The sequence below is a fragment of the Butyrivibrio sp. FCS006 genome (assembly GCF_000424525.1).
Lineage (GTDB): Bacteria > Bacillota > Clostridia > Lachnospirales > Lachnospiraceae > Butyrivibrio.
The window spans coordinates 20307-38964 of sequence record NZ_KE384205.1 but is presented as its reverse complement, the minus strand read 5'-3'; the positions used below and the strand labels follow the sequence as shown (position 1 = coordinate 38964).

10 protein-coding genes and 1 other RNA gene are annotated in these 18658 nt (G+C 45.1%); 9 read left to right on the top strand and 2 right to left on the bottom strand.

Features of this window, described 5'->3' with window-relative positions; translation table 11 throughout:
• Nucleotides 1-15 precede the first annotated feature (15 nt).
• Nucleotides 16-3372, top strand: coding sequence for a glycosyl hydrolase 53 family protein (locus G633_RS18675; protein ID WP_051200272.1), 3357 nt, complete (start codon nt 16-18; stop codon nt 3370-3372).
• A gap of 487 nt (nt 3373-3859) precedes the next feature.
• Here G633_RS18675 and G633_RS0114810 read toward each other — a convergent pair whose 3' ends face one another.
• Nucleotides 3860-4573, bottom strand: coding sequence for a S1 family peptidase (locus G633_RS0114810; protein WP_081664813.1), 714 nt, complete (start codon nt 4571-4573; stop codon nt 3860-3862).
• 251 nt (nt 4574-4824) lie between these two features.
• Between G633_RS0114810 and G633_RS0114805 the strand changes: the two genes are divergently transcribed.
• The 7 genes from G633_RS0114805 to G633_RS0114780 all read left to right on the top strand — a co-directional run bounded on the left by G633_RS0114805 (nt 4825) and on the right by G633_RS0114780 (nt 16426).
• Nucleotides 4825-6534, top strand: a complete 1710-nt coding sequence (locus tag G633_RS0114805; protein ID WP_035771656.1) for a vWA domain-containing protein — start codon at nt 4825-4827, stop codon at nt 6532-6534.
• Nucleotides 6535-6581: 47 nt separating this feature from the next.
• On the top strand, nt 6582-7103 hold the full coding sequence (locus G633_RS0114800; RefSeq protein WP_196804278.1) for an RNA polymerase sigma factor: 522 nt from the start codon (nt 6582-6584) through the stop codon (nt 7101-7103).
• On the top strand, nt 7096-7725 hold the full coding sequence (locus G633_RS20180; protein ID WP_051200269.1) for a hypothetical protein: 630 nt from the start codon (nt 7096-7098) through the stop codon (nt 7723-7725). Before G633_RS0114800 ends, G633_RS20180 begins: the two co-directional genes overlap by 8 nt.
• A 17-nt stretch (nt 7726-7742) precedes the next feature.
• Nucleotides 7743-8095, top strand: an RNA gene (gene rnpB / locus G633_RS19620) — RNase P RNA component class A.
• Between the two features lie 91 nt (nt 8096-8186).
• Complete coding sequence (locus G633_RS0114790) at nt 8187-10595, top strand: glycoside hydrolase family 3 protein (RefSeq protein ID WP_026520386.1); 2409 nt, start codon at nt 8187-8189, stop codon at nt 10593-10595.
• A 24-nt stretch (nt 10596-10619) separates the two neighbouring features.
• Nucleotides 10620-13337 (top strand): GH36-type glycosyl hydrolase domain-containing protein, encoded by a 2718-nt coding sequence (locus G633_RS0114785; RefSeq protein ID WP_026520385.1) that lies wholly within the window; start codon nt 10620-10622, stop codon nt 13335-13337.
• A gap of 20 nt (nt 13338-13357) precedes the next feature.
• Nucleotides 13358-16426 carry a hypothetical protein gene (locus G633_RS0114780; protein ID WP_035771655.1) on the top strand — a complete coding sequence of 1023 codons (3069 nt, stop codon included), beginning with the start codon at nt 13358-13360 and terminating at the stop codon, nt 16424-16426.
• A 143-nt stretch (nt 16427-16569) separates the two neighbouring features.
• On the opposite strand, the gene G633_RS0114775 is transcribed toward G633_RS0114780, so the two are convergent.
• Nucleotides 16570-17697, bottom strand: coding sequence for an RNA-guided endonuclease TnpB family protein (locus G633_RS0114775; protein ID WP_026520383.1), 1128 nt, complete (start codon nt 17695-17697; stop codon nt 16570-16572).
• 181 nt (nt 17698-17878) lie between these two features.
• Here G633_RS0114775 and truA point away from each other — a divergent pair, with 181 nt between their 5' ends.
• Nucleotides 17879-18631 carry a tRNA pseudouridine(38-40) synthase TruA gene (gene truA / locus G633_RS0114770; protein WP_026520382.1) on the top strand — a complete coding sequence of 251 codons (753 nt, stop codon included), beginning with the start codon at nt 17879-17881 and terminating at the stop codon, nt 18629-18631.
• The last annotated feature ends 27 nt before the right edge of the window (nt 18632-18658 follow it).

Genomic DNA, 18658 nt, shown 5'->3' with positions numbered 1-18658 from the left:
ATCGGGAGGAACAATATGAAAGGGAAAACGTTCAAAAGATCGTTGTCAGCAGTGATGACAGCGGCTATGGTGCTTAGTAATGTATCAGGTGTAACGGTCTTTGCTGAGACAGGTGAAACTGTCAGCGAAGAAGAAACTTTGGTCAACTCCGATATGTCTTTTGACATATGGGGCGAAGATGCCGGCTGGAAAGTAGATGTGGATGACTGGGATGCAACCGGAGCCAGCATCAAGACATTTGCTTATTCATCAGATGAGTGGATGAATAAGCCCTCAGATGGGTCAGACAGCGGAGTGAATTTCTGGTTTGGAAACGGTGATGGAGTTCTTACATTCGCGCAGGATGCAGAGCTTGAGGCTGGTGACTACACTCTTACAGCCGAGGCTATGGGCGAGGGTGCAGATTTCTATGTATCAGCAGATGACACAAATGGTGAAAAGACATCTCTCACCGGCTACAATAACTGGCTGACATCAAGTCTTGATTTTACTGTAGAAGAGAGTAAGTCAGTTACCGTAAAGGCTGCATTTGATGTGGCAAAGGACGGTTGGGGATATTTGAACAGCGTTAAGCTTGTTAAGAAGGCTGAAGGCACTTCTGACGAGGATGATAATGATGATGAAAATACCGGTGATGATAACACAGGCAGTGACAACACCGGTGATACAAATAGTGAAGAAACAGAGTGGAAAGCTACTACTCTTGTTTCTAACGGCGATTTCGAGAGCGGTGATGCTTCTTCCTGGGATGTGGAGATGGCAGATGCTGACGGCGACAGCGTTGGGACACTGGTAAAGACTGATCAGTGGGCAACAGGAAATGCCACCAATTTCTTTAATTATTGGAATAACGCTTCGGAGAGTAAAGCTCTTTTGCTGAGTCAGACTCTTACTTCCGTTCCTGCAGGAACTTACAAGTTGTCAATCTCTCTCGAGGGAGCAGAGGCAGAGACAGGGCTTACTCTTAAGGCAGAGGATAGTCAGGGACAGGAGCTTGCAACTGTAGAACTTGGTGCAACAAAGGGATGGAACAACTGGTACAGTCTGGAGAGTGATGAGTTTGAGATGGCAGAAGATGGCGATGTTAAGCTTACGATTGCAGGTGATGTTCCCGGATCATACTGGGGAGATCTCGATAATGTGAGCCTCCTTACTCTTTCTGCCAAGGAAGAGGATACTTCGGTGGAAGCTCCTATATATGTTGAGAAGGTGTCAGCAGCTGACGTGGACTTTATTACAGGTGTTGATGTAAGTTCATATGTTTCAGAGAAGAACAGCGGCGTTAAGTTCTATGACTACGATGGCAATGAATTATCAGATCAGGGATTCTTTAATTTCCTTGCTGAGTGTGGCGTTAACTATGTAAGAATCCGTGTTTGGAATGATCCGACCGATGGCAATGGAAACTCCTACGGCGGCGGAAACTGTGATCTGGAAGTTGCAAGAAAGATTGGCGTATGGGCTTCAAATGCCGGCATGAAGGTTCTTGTTGATTTCCACTATTCAGATTTCTGGGCAGATCCCGGCAAACAGACTGCTCCTAAGTCAATGGCATCTATGAGCGTTGATGAGAAGGCAGAGGCAATTGAGGAGTTTACAACTACGAGTCTTGAGAGCCTTATCGATAGCGGCGTAAATGTTGGCATGGTTCAGATCGGTAACGAGACCAACAACGGCGTTGCAGGAGAAAAGACCTGGGCGAACATGGCCAAGATATTCTCTGCAGGAAGTAAGGGGGTAAGGACTGTTGCTTCTAAGAAGGACAAGCAGATTCTTGTTGCAGTTCATTTCACAAATCCTGAGACCAGCGGAAGATACGCAGGTTATGCTGCAAATCTTGAGAAGTATGAAGTTGATTATGATGTATTTGCTTCTTCATATTATCCATACTGGCATGGAACTTTGGATAATCTGAATTCAGTTCTTTCAGATATTGCAAATACTTATGACAAGATGGTGATGGTTGCTGAGACCTCATATGTATACACTCTTGAGGATGGCGACGGTCATGGAAATACAGAGTATGAAGGCAAGTCCGGAGATGCTTTAAACTATGATGTTTCAGTTCAGGGCCAGGCAAACTCTGTAAGAGCAGTTGTTAACACAGTTGCAAATGTAAAGAACGGCATCGGTGTATTTTACTGGGAGCCTGCATGGATTCCGGTTCAGGTATATGACGAGGATGCTGATAATGCAGCAGAGATTCTTGCTCAGAACAAGCAGATCTGGGAGACATACGGAAGCGGCTGGGCAAGCTCTTATTCAGGAGCATATGACAAGGACGCAGCTGACTGGTACGGCGGATCAGCAGTTGATAACGAGGCATGGTTTGATTTCACAGGACATCCTCTTGATACAGCAAGGATATTCAACTACATCAGAACAGGTGCTACAGCTCCTATCGTTGTGTCTTCTGTTAAGGTGGATTCTGTTACTGTAGAGATCGGACAGGATGTTGTACTTCCTGAAGTTGCTACCGTTTCTTATTCAGATGGAACTACTAAAGAGCTTCCGGTAACCTGGAATACAGATGAGCTTGATGCAGCTGTTACTGCAGGTGTTGGTTCTTATGAGATCAGTGGAAGCGTTTCACTTGGTGATGAAGAGACCAGCGAAGTTAAGTGTGCTCTTACAATAAACCCTGTTAACAATGTTAAGAATCCGGGATTTGAGGATTCTGACATGACCATGTGGACTATCACAGATGCTAATTCCTGTGTTGGAAGACAGGCTGATTCAAGCAACGTTCGCACAGGTTCATACTGCCTCAAGTTCTGGGACGATGCTGATATTGATTACACAGCAGAGCAGACAGTTACTCTTGATGCAGGTATCTACAAGCTCGGAACTTATATCGAAGGCGGAGATGCAGGTGATGCTGCAGAGTTTGTGGTTTATGCCAAGGTTAATGGCGGCGAAGAGTATTCAGTTCAGACCGGTGTAACAGGCTGGCAGAACTGGGCTAATCCTGAAGTTACAGAAATCAAGGTTTCCGAGGATGGCACTGAGGTTGTTATCGGTGTCAGTGTAAAGGCACAGGCAGGCGCCTGGGGAGCATGGGATGATTTCTATCTCTACAGGACAGGTGATGTAGAGGCAGTAGAACCTGAAGACCCTACTAATCCGGATGAGCCGGGTAACCCTGATAATCCCGGAAATATTGATGAACCTGAAGATCCTACTAATCCGGATGATCCTCAGGTAGAGCCTCAGAATCCGGAAGATCCTCAGGAGGATCCCGATAAGCCCGGAACTGATGAGCCTATTATTGTGATTCCTGTTGTGAAGACTATAGTTGCTGTTGTGAAGACTGTTACTAGAGTGCTTGCTTCAGTGGCGAAGGCTATTAGCAGGATATTCAGATGGTTTTGATTTGATATAGTATAAGTGTAGATGTGCAGATATGCTGCATGCATTAAGAAAGGCTGAATCCGTGAGGGTTCAGCCTTTTTGTATTACATCACACCGCGCCTATATATGTACGTTGGTTGGAAACTGAATTTCGACCACCCCACAAATTTCTTCTATTTAAAAAATAGTTGGAAACTGCAAAAATGGTTTTGGGGTAAGGCAATAGTATTTACCCAAAACTACATCACATGGCATCCGTAGGCCGGTAGTTGTGATGCAGGGAAAACGTTAGGCATGAAGTATTTATGAACTTGGCCCATGAATAGCTTTTGTAATTTCCAACTATTTTTCATATGGAGCATTTTTGTGATGCATTTCAAAAACAGAATCATACCATGGAGCTCATATAGCTGCTGTTGTTATGCAGTCAGACAAGGCAAATCTTCAAATGTAGAAATTTCAGTTTCTTAGTGGCAAAAACATGTCTGCTTGGTGGAATAAAATCATATTAGTAAAGATATGCACCCCTTATAGAACCGGCATCCAGGCACACTGCCTCTGCCTCATCAGAACCTCCAAGCAGTATACCAAGATAGTGGCCGTCCTCATCAAACATACCTGTACCTGACATGCCCGGAGTAACAGCGCAGTAGCAGTAGATCATTTCCATACCGAAATCTTCAGCATAAACAGAAGGGGAAGCTATGCTTCCTGCATAGATATCACCGGTATTAGCATCTACAAAGTAGATGGTCTTGCCCGGAAGTAAAGTATTATCGGATTTGACATTGTTACTTGATTCAGAAGAAATGTTTTTGTCTGATGTATAGTCGAAAATAGAATAGTGATCATCAGATACAGTACCCTTATCTACGCTCAAAAAGACAATATCAAGAGTAGCAGAGTCTTTTAGAATAGTTGCTTCGCATGACTCCTGATCATCAAATGTCACCACAATCTCATCTGAAACTCCACCATAGTAATCCTCAAGCACATGCATTGCAGTAACTATGATAAAAGAGCTATCGTCGCTATCATAGATAGTCCCGCAGCCATAGTGATCTCCGCAGCTTACAGAAACGCAAAGCTTCTTTATATCAATCGCATCAACCATTTCAGTTTGATTCTCTAAATTTCCATTATTCACCTTCTGGGACCAAACGCCTGCAAAAGCCGCAGCAACAAGCACAAGCCCCATAACTATCCCAAGTATTCTCTTCATAATAAATCATTATACAGCAAACATAGTATTATTTGTTTGCTTCCGTCATTAGCACACTAATACGATGATTATCAAATCTCCGATATAGGGGTGTCGGCCTAGATGAAGATAAATTTGAGTCAGGCCGACAAAACAAATTTAAGGCCCAAAAATTACTAAAAAATTTTTCAAATCTTTGCAACATTCCTCCACCTACATTTGTGTATAGGTTAGAAGGGCAAAAAACTTGCCATAAATCGGAGGGAAAAATTATGAGAAAGAATTACAGGTCATTATCGTTACTATTAACAGCAGGCATGATGGCAGGAGCACTTGCAGGGTGTGGGCAGACATCGGCTACACAGACTTCTCCGCAGGTTTATACCGATACATCAGCGGAGGTTTATGAAAGCCCGGCTTCAGCTTATGAAAGCGAAGCAGCTCCGGTCTGTGAAGAGCCTTTGTTAGGCGCAGAGAGAAAAGGAATATTTGATGTATTCAGCTCATCTGACAATGCGAGTGAATCTACATATTCTTACACGGCGCCGGATTATCCTGATATTACCGCTGTTCCCGAGTACAACACAGAATCCTATGACAAGCCTGATGAGAACGGATTCTTCATTACACAGGGACAGCCACTTTCAACCTTTGCAGCAGATGTGGATACAGCATCCTACGCAAACATCAGGAGAATGATCGAGTCGGGATATGGCTCATCTGACATCAGTCCCGCAGCAGTAAGACCCGAGGAGTTCATCAACTATTTTTCCTATGACTTAAACGGACCAAAGAAGGGAGAGAAGTTTGGGGTAACTACAGAAGTTGCAACCTGCCCATGGAATGAAGAGCACCAGCTTATGTTCGTTGGTGTAAAGGCAGAGGATAAGCTTGACGGCGAGATTCCAAAGAGTAACCTGGTTTTCCTTATAGACGTATCAGGTTCTATGGATTCCAAGAACAAGCTCCCTCTTCTTCAGAAGGCATTCAGGGATCTTGTGGACAATCTTCCTGATGAAGGAACAGTTTCAATCGTAACCTATGCCAGCAGAGAGGCTGTAATCCTCGACGGTGTCAGCATGGCTGATAAAAAGACAATTAAGAATGCCATAAGTAATCTTGATGCAGGCGGATCAACAGCAGGCGAAGCAGGCATGGAAATGGCATACAGGATTGCAAAGGATAACTTCATCGAAGGTGGAAACAACCGCGTTATCATGGCAACCGACGGTGACCTCAATGTAGGTATCTCTGATCCCGATGATCTTGAGAGATTTATCAAGGCAAAAAAGGATGATGGCATTTACCTCTCAGTTCTTGGCTTTGGAGATGGCAATTACAAGGACGATGCACTTCAGTCACTTGCCGATTACGGCAACGGAAATTATTCATACATCGACTGTGAAGCAGAGGCACACAAGGTGCTTGTTGATGAGATGAGTTCAACTCTTGTAACTGTAGCAAAAGACGTTAAGTTCCAGGTTGAGTTCAATCCCGCAGTTGTTAATGCATACAGACTTATCGGTTATGAGAACAGAGTCATGGACGCTGTAGATTTCAATAACGACAAGAAGGACGGCGGAGAAGTTGGTTCAGGTCACACAGTAGTAGCTCTTTATGAGATCATTCCTGTAGGTGCGCAGTCAGCAATCGACCTTAAGTATCAGCAGGTTGAATCAAGTGCAGTAGATACAGGTTCCGATGACTTTGCAACCATCAAGATCCGTTACAAAGAGCCTGATGAGGACAAATCACAGCTTCTTACCTTCGTTGCAGATAAAGAGAAGTTCACAGAAAAGCCCAGTGACAACCTTGCTTTTGCAGGTCTTGTATCAGAGTTTGCAATGCTTCTTTCAGAGAGTGATTACTCAGGAACCATCGAGTTTAAAGACATTATGAAAGCATACAAAGAGCTTGATTATACCGATGATTACAGAGAAGAATTCTACGATCTTGTAAGAATGATGGCAAAGAGAAGCTGATATGTTATACTATCTCCCGAGGGTGCAATATCCTCGGGGAGATAGATATGTTTCGATTTGTATTCAGGTTTTTTAGTTTATTTTGCGGAGGACCACCGCCGGAGAGTGTGGTAGAAGTTATGGACAAGCATGGGGACAGGATTCTTCGTGTTGCTTATTCATACCTTCATAATATGGAAGATGCGGAGGATATCCTTCAGGATACACTGATCAAGTATATGCAGAGCAGTCCTGATTTTAGTGGGCCTGAGCACGAGAAGGCCTGGCTTATCACCGTGGCATCGAACCTCAGCAAGAATAAGATCAAATATAACAAGGTCAGGGAGGCAGATGAACTCTCGGAGGAGCTTGTTGGAAGAGAAGAGCAGGATCTTGCCTTTGTATGGGAGGCTGTTAAGCAGCTTCCTGTTAAGTACAGAGAGGTGGTCCATCTCTTTTACCAGGAAGGTTACTCAACAGGAGAGATTTCAAAGATTCTAGACCGTAAGGAGGCGACTGTCAGATCAGACCTTTTAAGAGCAAGGACACAGCTTAAAAATATTTTGAAGGAGGCGTACGATTTTGAGTAAGTATCAGGAAGTAATGGATCATATTAAAGTCGACGACGAAATGAAAAAGTGCATCCTTCAGAATGTTGAGAAGCAACTGGAGGAAGCTCCAAAGGAAGTCGACATACCTAAGTCTAAGGTTGTACCTTTTAGGAGATACGCAGCAATAGCAGCAACCTTTGCAGTTTTACTGCTTGGAAGCTATGCAGTTTCGCAGGTTACCGGTGGCATCACAAACACAAGCAGCTCAACGTCACTCTATGAGCCTGCTATGGATGCAGCATCTGAAGCCCCGGCCATGGAGGCAGCAGAAGCGCCTGCCATGGAAGAGGCAGCATCTGAAGCACCAGCTATGGAAGAGGCAGCAGAAGCGCCAGTTATGGAGAACGAAGCTGAAACAGAAGCAGAACCTACATATTCTAATAAAGATGAAGCTCCCGTGAAGGCAGAGGATTCAGCGCAGGTAAATGCTCCGGAGCAGACAGAAGCTCTTGAGCCGCCAGCAGCACCTGTAGTTAGCGCAGAAGATGAGCTACCTATACTAGGCTCCGGTCGTCCGATAGGAGCAGAGGTTGTAACAGTACTTATTGCTGCATTTGTCCTGACTGCAATAATAATATTTGTTATAAAAAGAAAAAGATGATATAATGTGACTCCTAATGAGCAGGATGGATGATCGCTGCCGCACAGACGAAAGGGTGCGGGAGAGGAAAGTCCGGGCTTCGCAGGGCAGGATGCCAGATAACGTCTGGTGGAGGCAACTCCCAGGATAGTGCAACAGAGATATACCGCCGAATGCTTTGCATTCGGTAAGGGTGGAAAGGCAGTGTAAGAGACTACCGTGCTGGTGGTAACATCAGTAGCCATGTAAACCCCATCCGAAGCAAGACCGAAAAGAGAGCCATGAGCCGGCCCGGTTCGCTCTCAGGTGGGTCGCTTGAGGCTGTTGGTGACAGCAGTCCTAGATAGATGATCATTCACGACATAACCCGGCTTATAGTTCTGCTCATTTATAGAAATTTCACACCTTCATAGAAAAAAAGCTCTTTTCATACCATATAAAAATGGTAAAATGTGGCTATATTCTATGGAGGTGTTTTTTTGATGCAAAAATGGGCAAGACTTAATTTTCAGCCTGCTCTTCCACTTAGAGGAGACAGGAGAGTAACCGGTAGTAGTGAGCACATTGCAGTATCCAGAAAGGCAGCACAGGAGGGAATGGTTCTTTTAAAGAACGACGGTACACTTCCTCTTAGCTCAGATAAAAAGCTTGTCCTTATGGGCAAGGCGGCCGTTGACTACGTAAAAGGTGGCGGCGGTTCAGGCGATGTTTACTGTGCCTATATACATTCTTTGTACGACGGCCTAAAGTCTAAGGGCGTCTCAGTCTATGAACCCCTGATCAATCTATATAAAGAAGAAATGAAAAAGCAGTATGATTCCGGAAGAGTTCCCGGAATGACTGAAGAAGTTCCTGTTCCTGCGGATATGCTCAAGGATGCAGCAGCATTTTCAGATACTGCTATTGTTATGATATGCAGGTTCTCCGGCGAGGGCTGGGATCGCAGCAGCATTGAGTGCAATCAGGAGTTTAATCCTTGGCCTCAGAGCAGAAGCATGCCTTCCTTCTCATCGGAGATTTTCCCTGACGGAGATTTTTACCTTAATGCCGGGGAGAAAGAGATGATAAAGGCAGCCAAGGAGAACTTTAGGAATGTCATCGCTGTCCTTAACGTTGGCGGAATCATTGACTGCAGCTTTATCGCAGGAGACGATAGCATAAATGCTGCTCTGTACATGAACCAGGGCGGAATGGAAGGCGGAGATGCAGCTGCTGACATTCTTCTCGGAGAGATTAACCCTTCAGGTAAGCTTGCAGATACCTTTGCTGCAAGACTTGAGGACTATCCTTCAACAGAGAATTTCCACGAGTCCTTTGATTATGTTGAGTACACAGAGGACGTCTATGTCGGATACAGATATTTCGAGACAATTCCGGGAGCGAGGGATAAGGTTATCTATCCCTTCGGATACGGTCTTTCTTATACAACCTTTGACATCACAGTTACCGGGGCAAAAGAGCTTGAGGATAGCTTTAGTTTTGATGTAAAGGTTACAAACACAGGAAAAGTTTCAGGTAAGGAAGTTGTTCAGCTCTACTACAAGGCACCACAGGGCAAGCTCGGTAAGCCTGAGAGAGCACTGGGCGACTTCGTCAAGACAAAAGAGCTGTCAGCCGGCGAGAGTCAGGACATAACTCTTACAGTTACAAAGAAAGCAATGGCTTCCTATGATGACCTCGGCAAGGTAGCAGATGCATGTTACGTTCTCGAGAAGGGAAGCTACGAGTTCTTTATCGGAAACAGCGTAAGAGATGCGAAGAAGACTGACTTTACCTGGGAGAATGCTGAGGATATCACAGTAGAGAAGCTCAGCCACAAGGCAGGCCCTGTATCTCTTAAGAAGAGAATGATATCAGATGGCAGCTACGAGGAACTTCCACTGGGCGCAGCCAGAGATATAAATGAATGCATCTTTGAAAAGATGGAGCCCGGCACAGAAGAGGCCCTTACTCCATTTGTAAGAAGCAGAGAGATGCATTACCTCACAAGGCCTTTTAAAGAGGGCGCTAAGACCTTCTTTGATGTGGCTGAGGGCAAGGTAACTATAGATGAGTTCATGGCACAGCTTTCAGATGAAGACCTTATTCATCTCGTTGGAGGACAGCCAAACACAGGTGTAGGAAACGTATTTGGTATGGGTAACCTCCCTGAGTATGGTGTTCCAAATGCTCAGACAGCAGACGGTCCTGCCGGTGTTCGTATTGCTCCCGAGACCGGAGTACTTACAACAGCTTTCCCATGCTCAACACTTATTGCATGCACATGGAACCGTGAGATCGCTGAGCAGATAGGCTGCGCAGGAGGAGAGGAACTTAAAGAGAACAACCTCTGCGTATGGCTTACACCTGCCATCAACATCCACAGAAATCCTATGTGCGGACGTAACTTCGAGTACTACTCAGAAGATCCTTACCTTACAGGAAGAATGGCAGCAGCCATGGTAAGAGGAATCCAGAGTAACAACGTAGGTGCAAGTGTTAAGCACTTCGCCTGCAACAATAAAGAAACCAACAGAAAGCACAGCGATTCAAGAGTTTCAGAGAGAGCACTCAGAGAGATATATCTGAAGGCCTTTGAGATAATAGTAAAAGAGGCTGAGCCTTACACAATCATGTCTTCCTACAATGCCATCAACGGACAGAGAGCATCTGAGAACAGAGACCTCCTTACAGGAATCCTTCGCGATGAGTGGGGATACAAGGGAATGGTAACTTCCGACTGGTGGACAAGAGGAGAGCACTACAAGGAGATCAAGGCAGGGAACGATCTTAAGATGGCCTGTGGATTCCCTGACAGAGTTAAGAAAGCTATGGAGATGGGCGCTATTACAAGAGCAGATATCGAGCCTTGTGCAAAACGCATCCTGACCACTATTTTAAAATTTGACTAACACTTGCTTGAAAGGACAACTAACATGAGCGGATACACATTTACCGGTAAAGGCGGAGACTTCAGGATGGAGAACCCACAGCACAGCAGTGGACTTTACATTCCCGTTGCCGGCAACACCGGCCTTAGAAGTGCGGTTTCACCTGATTTTGGCGGAGATGCCAAGCTTGATCAGAACCACTTCCTTATAGCACCAAAGAGCATTTCCAACCTTCACAGCGACAGAGATACAAGGAACTTCTTCTGCGCCTATGAGGATGGGATCTGGTCAGCATGCGGATCATCTGCTTTGCAGGAAGCAGAGAGATTTACCGATGCTGAGGACAAGGTGGTTCTTGAAGGCGGACGCATGTGGCAGAAGGTCACAAGGACAGACAAGAAGAGAAACATGACCGCAGAGGTTACAATCATCTCACTCCTTGATACTCCTTCAGAGATCATGACCGTTAAGATCACCAATGATTCTGACACTGAGACCACTTTTACCCCTGTGGCAGCAATCCCGATCTACGGAAGAAGCGCAGATAACTTAAGAGACCACAGGCATGTCACAGCTCTTTTAAACAGGGCTAAGGTATGTGAGAGCGGCGTAGTGGTCAAGCCCACTTTGTCCTTTGATGAGAGAGGTCATCAGATAAACGACACCACATACTTTGTTCTCGGCTCAGGAGTAAACGGCGCTAAACCTGTAGAAATCATTGCTGATGCGGATTTATATATCGGTGAGGGCGGAACATTTTTGCGCCCGAGAACCGTTCTTGATATCACCTCTTCTTCCTGGAAGAAGGCACCGTTTAACGTTGACGGAAAAGAGATGATCGGCGCCCTTAAGTTTGAGAAAGTAACTCTTAAGAAGGGCGAGTCCGTATCGTTTAGGCTTGCAATCGGCGCAACAACAGATCCGGAAAAAGACATTGCAAACGCTCTTTTAGCTATCACAAAAGCCGAAGATACAGACAGAATCTTCGAAGAAACAAAAGACTACTGGAACAACCTGACAAACATCCACGTAAAGACCGGGGATGCAGGCTTTGATAACTATATGGAATGGATCACCTTCCAGCCACAGCTGCGAAGGATCTACGGCTGCTCATTCCTTCCTCACCACGACTACGGACGAGGCGGAAGAGGATGGAGAGACTTGTGGCAGGACTGCCTTGCACTCCTTCTTACGGATCCCGACGGCGTAAGGAAGATGATCATCGACAACTTTAAGGGTGTAAGATTTGATGGCACCAATGCCACCATCATCGGCGATAAGCCCGGCGAGTTCAAGGCAGACAGAAACGGAATTCCACGTGTGTGGATGGATCACGGCTTCTGGCCATTCCTTACACTTAAGCTTTACATGGATCAGACAGGAGACATCGAGATCCTTGGTGAGAATGCTACTTACTTTAAGGATGCTCTTGTTTGCAGAGCAGAAAAGAGAGATGCCGAGTATGGCGAAGAATACGGCGTTGTCCAGAAGGACAAAAACGGCGCAGAGTATCAGGGCAGCGTACTTGAGCACATACTTATCGAGAATGTATCTGCAATCTATGATGTCGGAGATAACGGCGAGATAAGACTTCGCGGCGCTGATTGGAACGATGCTCTTGATATGGCAACACACAAGGGTGAGAGCGTTGCTTTCACATGTGGATATGCAGGAAATCTTGTTGATATCGCTAAGTATATAAGACTCTATGCAAAGAGAACAGGCAAGGCTATAGCCCCTGTTGCAGCTGAGCTTAAGGAACTGATCTTTGCTGACGGCGCAGATCTTCTTTCATCACCTGAGAAGAAGAGATCACTTCTTATGAGCTACATGGACAAGGTATCCCATGCAGTTTCAGGAGATAAAGAGGAAATCTCATTAGAAAATATCGCAGCTGCTCTTGAGAAAAAGGCTGAGTTTATGATGAACCAGATAAGAGAAAAAGAGTGGGTAACAGACTCTGAAGGAAACGGCTGGTTCAACGGATATTATGACGACAACGGCAAGAGAGTAGAGGGAGAGTTTGATACTCCGGATGGCAAGAATGTGAGAATGATGCTCACAGGCCAGGTTTTCTCTGTAATGTCAGGTACTGCCAAGGAAGAAAACGTAAAAGAGATCATAAAGAGTGCCAATAAGTACCTCTACAAAGAAGGCATCGGCGGATATCGCTTAAATACAGATTTTAAGGCCCTTAGAACAGACCTCGGAAGAATGTTCGGCTTCTCCTACGGCGATAAGGAGAACGGAGCTGTCTTTTCCCATATGGCAGTTATGTTCGGAAACGCATTGTACAAGAGGGGCTTTGCGAAGGAAGGCTACAAGGCGCTTAACTCACTGTATAGGGCTTCTTCAAACTTTGAAGTCAGCAGGATCTATCCCGGCGTTCCGGAGTACTTTAACGCAGAGGGAAGAGGTCTTTATAACTACCTCACAGGTGCTGCAAGCTGGATGATGATGACTGTTGTTACCCAGAGCTTTGGAGTAAGGGGAGAGGCAGGAGATTTATGCATGCAGCCGGCTCTTTTGGCAGAGCAGTTTGACGATAACGGAATTGCTGCAATAACACTTCCATTCAGGGGAAAAGAGTTCGAGGTAAGATATATCAACTCCGGCAAAAAGGAAGTTGGTGATTATCAGGTGAGCAAGGCTGTTGTCGATGGCAAAGACATGACAGTGGAAGACGGAAAGAGAGCTGTACTTACTGCAGCAGAAATTGACAGTCTTTCTGATGGAAAGCATACAATTGAAGTTTACTTATAATATTTATGAGGAGTGTGTTGATGAAAAACATGAATGAAGTTAAGGACGTAATGAAGGGCTATGGCAAGAAGAGTCCCTTCGCCAGCTTTCTTCCGGGAATTGCCGGAATCAAGGGAACGCCTATCTGGTGCTACTACGTAAACAGGGGACAGGCTGTAGTAAGCTTTGGCGTGCAGGATAAGGATCACAGCATCATGGAGTTCTACCCTGCGCATACAGCATATCAGAATGTTTCAAGAACAGGCTTTAGAACCTTCATTAAGACAAACGGGATGGTCTATGAGCCCTTTGTAAAAAACACAGCAAATGCCGATATGGAGATCCATATGAACACCCTTACCATCGAGGATGACGACAGGGAGCACGGCTTTGATGTAAAGGTTAAGTATGCAACTCTTCCGGGTGAGGAGATCGGAGCTCTTATGAGAATGGTGACCATCACCAACACAGGCGCTGAGAGCCGTGAGCTTGAAGTCCTTGACGGAATGCCTGCGCTTATTCCTTACGGCTGCATGATGGATGTAATGAAGAACATGGTACAGACCACCAAGGCATACATGCAGGTTGAGGATGCAGATAAAAAGAGACCGTTCTTCAGAGTACGTTTCTCAATGGAGGACTCTGCGGTAGTTAAGAAAGTTCCCGGCGGAAACTTCGGTTTTGCTGTTGATGAAGACGGAAATGACCTTCACACCATCGTTGATCCCGGACTTGTATTTGCGTATGACCTTTCTCTTTCAGAGGCTGTAGGTTTTGCAGAAACAGGCTTTGACGAGCTTGTGACCAAAGAGCAGAACGTATCAAACGAGTTCCCGACATGCTTCTTTGCTAAGAAGAAAACTCTTGGCAGCGGAGAGAGCATGACTCTTTATGAGCTCATCGGACAGGTAAGAAACAAGGATATCTTTGATGATTTCCTTAAAAGAGATATTGATCCAAAGTATTTTGAAGAGAAGTTTGAAGAGGCTGAGAGACTCACAGACGAGCTTACAGCAGATGTTGCAACATCAACTGCAAACAAGGCCTTTGATGACTACACAAGATACAACTACATGGATAACGTTCTCAGAGGAGGTAAGCCAATCTCACTTCCCGGAGGACATACCTTCTATGTATATTCCAGGAAGCACGGCGATCTTGAGAGAGATTACAACTACTTCTCAATGTCACCTGAGTTCTATTCACAGGGCAACGGTAACTTCAGAGATGTCAACCAGAACAGAAGATGCGATACATTCTTCAGCCGCATAGTCGGTGATGAGAATATAAAGAGATTCTACTCACTTATCCAGATGGATGGCTACAATCCGCTTAAGATCGAGCAGCTCAGGTTTACTGTAAACCCGAATGTCCTTGGTGAAGTTGAGCTTAAGCAGCCATTTACACCGGGCGAGCTGGTTTCTGCAATCAAGGATTCCATGAAGGGAATCTCCGACAGGGAGTGCGAAGAGCTCTTTTCCAAGGTGATGGAGAAGGCTACAGAGACCATCAACGGCGACTTCGGTGAGGGCTACTGGTCAGATCACTGGACCTACAACCTCGACCTTATTGAGGACTTCCTTGAGGTTTATCCTGACAAGGAAAAAGAGCTTTTGGTAGATACAAGGGTTAAAGCCTTTGAGGCAAAGGTAGAGATCCTTCCAAGACATAAGAAATACGAGGAGACTGAGAACGGTCTTCGTCAGTACTACTATCTGACAAAAAGAGATAATGCCAAGAAGGAAGGCAGCTTTGAGACCTATGCAGAGGGCAGGGATATAGAGATGAGTCTTTTGTCCAAGCTTGTCCTTTTATCAGCCTGCAAGTTTGCAGCCCTTGATCCTGAAGGTATGGGCGTTATGATGGAGGGCGGAAAGCCCGGATGGTACGATGCTCTTAACGGTATGCCGGGAATGTTTGGCTCATCCATGAATGAGAGTTATGAGCTCCTTAGAATGATCAGATTTACTAAGGATGCAATTTCAAAGTTTGATGCTGAGATCACACTTCCTACTGACAGTATTGAATTCATCGAGAGTCTTAAGGATATTGAAACAAGATTTACCTCTGATTTTGATCTGTGGGATAACAGAAATGCTGTACTTGAAAGCTATAGAGGAGAGGTCTATGGCAAGCTCTTTGATGAAGAGAAGACTATTTCTTCAAAGGAAGCTGCAGAGATTCTTAGCCTGATGGAAAAGAGACTTGAAAAGGGTGTATCCAAGGCCTTTGACCTCGGCAAGGGAATTGCTCCGGGATACTTCACCTTCGAAGCTTCTGAGTACGACAAGAAGGAAGACGGAATCTATCCAAAGAGCTTCAAGGTTCAGAACGTTCCTTACTTCCTTGAGGGACCTGTAAGATTCTTTAAGCTTGAGAATACTTACGACGAGAAGAAAAAGATCTACGACAGAATTAAGAATAGTGACCTCTTTGATAAAAAGCTCTCCATGTACAAGGTTAACGCTTCTCTTGAGAACGCAAGCTTTGAGTATGGAAGATGTAAGTCCTTCACCCCCGGCTGGCTTGAGAATGAGTCAATCTGGCTTCACATGGAGTACAAGTATCTGCTTGAGCTCTTAAGGAGCGGACTCTACAGTGAGTTCTTTGAGGACTTCAAGATGCAGGCAATTCCATTCCTTGATAAGGAAGTCTACGGAAGAAGCACACTTGAGAATTCTTCCTTTATTGCAAGCAGCATGAACCCCAACAAGGCTATCCACGGAAAAGGCTTTGTTGCAAGACTTTCAGGTTCAACCATTGAGTTTATTAGCATGTGGAAGCTCATGTTCTTTGGTAAGAACATCTTTAAGTGCGAGGATGATAAGCTCGTATTTGCTCCTGCTCCTGCAATTCCTGAGTATCTTATTAAGGACGAGGCAGGTAAGTACACGGTGGAGAGCACTCTTTTAGCAGACACAAATATCACATATGAGATTGATGCAAAGAGTGATGTGATCCCGGGACATTATGAGATCAAGGAAATCTCCGTATCATATGCAAACGGAGATACCAAGACTTTCCGCGGCAACACAGTATCCGGTGATGATGCTATAGCTATAAGAGATGGCAAGGCAGTAAGCGTTTGTGTTAAGATTGAAATCAGTTGAACTACCACCACCGTCTATGACGGAAGTGGATTCCTGCTTCAGCCACCCGGGTTATTATCTCACACAGAAATATCCTGGTGAGTTTTCCCCACGGTGTCCACAGGCGTTTGGTTCCCGTAGTCCCTACGGTACCTATATTTCGTTTATGCTACTGAATGCAGCAAGGTTTGTCCTTTACTCAGGATATTGATCGCAGCATTTACGTCTCGGTCATGCATAGCCTTGCACTCAGGACATGTCCATTTGCGGATACTAAGGGCTTTGGTTTTCGGCTCCTTGTGTCCACAGATATGACAGGTCTGTGTTGAGGCATAGAACCTTGGTACTTTTACAAGCATGCCACCATGAAGCGCCATCTTATATTCGAGCATTGATATGAACTTTGACCATGATACATCACTTATGGATCTTGCAAGTCTGTGGTTCTTTGTCATCCCTGCTATATTTAGGTCTTCAATACATAGAAGGGAACACTTCCTGGCAAGATACGTGCTCTCTTTATGCAGAAAGTCATGTCTTGTATTTGATATCTTTTCATGAAGGCGTGCAACCTTGAGCTTCTGCTTACGCCAATTTGAAGAACCTTTCTTCATACGTGAAAGACGACGCTGTTCTCTGACTAGCTTATTCTCATATCTGTACAGGTATTTGGGATTATCTTTCTTTGTCCCATCGTCCAGGATATAGAATGACTTAAGTCCCAGATCAAGGCCATGCTCATTTCCGTCATTGCGTTTTGTAACAACAGATGATGCTATCTTTACCGTCAGTGATACAAAATACTTCCCCGAAGGCTTTTGTATTAGGGTGGCATTTTCTATTATTCCTGGAACCTGACGAGAAAGCCTGATCTTTGTCCAGCCAAGCTTAGGAAGATGGATGTACCTATTATCGGCAGATATCCTTATGCCATCAGACTGATTGCGTGTCCTGAATGAGAGTCCTGTACTTTTCTTGGCATGGTATAAGGGATAAGAAGCATCGCCACGCCAGAAGTTCTCAAAGGATCTCTGGAGGTCTTTGAGCTCCTCCTGAAGTGCCATGGAGTCAGCCTGCGCCAGCCAGGGGTAGACAAGCTTTAAGTACTTCAGGTCATTTGCACAGGCATTGTAGTTCATACTGCGGTGCTGAGTGCGCCATGCAAGGCTTCTCAGGTTCAGATAGTAGTTGTGGATGAACCTGCAGCAGTCAGCAGTAATCTGTGCTTTTGCTTTTTGTAAGTCATTGGGATATATGCGGTACTGATATCTGAGGTAGATATACTCATCCATAGAAGCTGCTCCAAAACTTGTCTTATGCTAGTATTATAGCACTTTTGCAGCCTTTTGGCAAACATATGTTCTTATATTACAAAATTTAAACATCAGTGCGATTCATACCACAACCGACTTCATCGGAAGGGGTTTTCTCGCACGTTATTATAATAAATCTTTAGATTGAGGTTTCCTTTTTATGAAACGCAATTACAAATTTATCATAAGTTATGATGGAACCAGGTTCTTTGGCTGGGAGAGACAGCCGGGAAAAGACATGACGATCCAGGGTAAGCTTGAGTCGGTGCTCTCCAGGATGATAAATGCTCCGGCCGATAACCCTGTAAATGTCATCGGCGCCGGAAGAACCGACGCAGGTGTTCATGCCAGAGCCATGACAGCCAATGCTGTTCTTGATACTGATATGACAGAGGAAGAGATTCAGGAGTACATGAACGAGTATCTTCCGGATGATATCAGCGTGAATGAGGTTAAGGCATGCTCGGAGAGGTTCCATGCAAGATACAATGCTCTTGGAAAGACCTACAGATACACCTGCTGGTACGGAAAGAGTAAGCCGGTCTTTGACAGAAAGTATGTGACCATACTTGATAAAAAGCCCGACATAGAAGCCATGAGAAAGGCAACAGAAGTTCTTGTGGGAACTCATGACTTTAAGAGCTTTTGCGGAAATGCCAAGATGAAGAAATCCACTGTCAGATGCGTGGATACCATCAACATTGAGGAGAGCGGAAACTATATAAGATTCTACTTTCACGGCAACGGATTTTTGCAGAACATGGTAAGGATCCTCACCGGAACACTCTTAGAGGTAGGCTTTGGAAACATAAAACCCGAGGAAATGGAAGAGATATTAAATGCCTGTGACCGTCAAAGGTCCGGCCCTACAGCTCCTCCTCAGGGCCTCTGTATGATGAAAGTTGATTATTGATATATTGATAAAGCCTAAGACCCCGGC

What these genes read in the sequence shown, in the direction of transcription:
- G633_RS18675 (WP_051200272.1), top strand. Translation starts at nt 16, where the DNA reads ATGAAAGGGAAAACGTTCAAAAGATCGTTGTCAGCAGTGATGACAGCG.
- G633_RS0114810 (WP_081664813.1), bottom strand. Translation starts at nt 4,573, where the DNA reads ATGAAGAGAATACTTGGGATAGTTATGGGGCTTGTGCTTGTTGCTGCG.
- G633_RS0114805 (WP_035771656.1), top strand. Translation starts at nt 4,825, where the DNA reads ATGAGAAAGAATTACAGGTCATTATCGTTACTATTAACAGCAGGCATG.
- G633_RS0114800 (WP_196804278.1), top strand. Translation starts at nt 6,582, where the DNA reads ATGTTTCGATTTGTATTCAGGTTTTTTAGTTTATTTTGCGGAGGACCA.
- G633_RS0114790 (WP_026520386.1), top strand. Translation starts at nt 8,187, where the DNA reads ATGCAAAAATGGGCAAGACTTAATTTTCAGCCTGCTCTTCCACTTAGA.
- G633_RS0114785 (WP_026520385.1), top strand. Translation starts at nt 10,620, where the DNA reads ATGAGCGGATACACATTTACCGGTAAAGGCGGAGACTTCAGGATGGAG.
- G633_RS0114780 (WP_035771655.1), top strand. Translation starts at nt 13,358, where the DNA reads ATGAAAAACATGAATGAAGTTAAGGACGTAATGAAGGGCTATGGCAAG.
- G633_RS0114775 (WP_026520383.1), bottom strand. Translation starts at nt 17,697, where the DNA reads ATGGATGAGTATATCTACCTCAGATATCAGTACCGCATATATCCCAAT.
- truA (WP_026520382.1), top strand. Translation starts at nt 17,879, where the DNA reads ATGAAACGCAATTACAAATTTATCATAAGTTATGATGGAACCAGGTTC.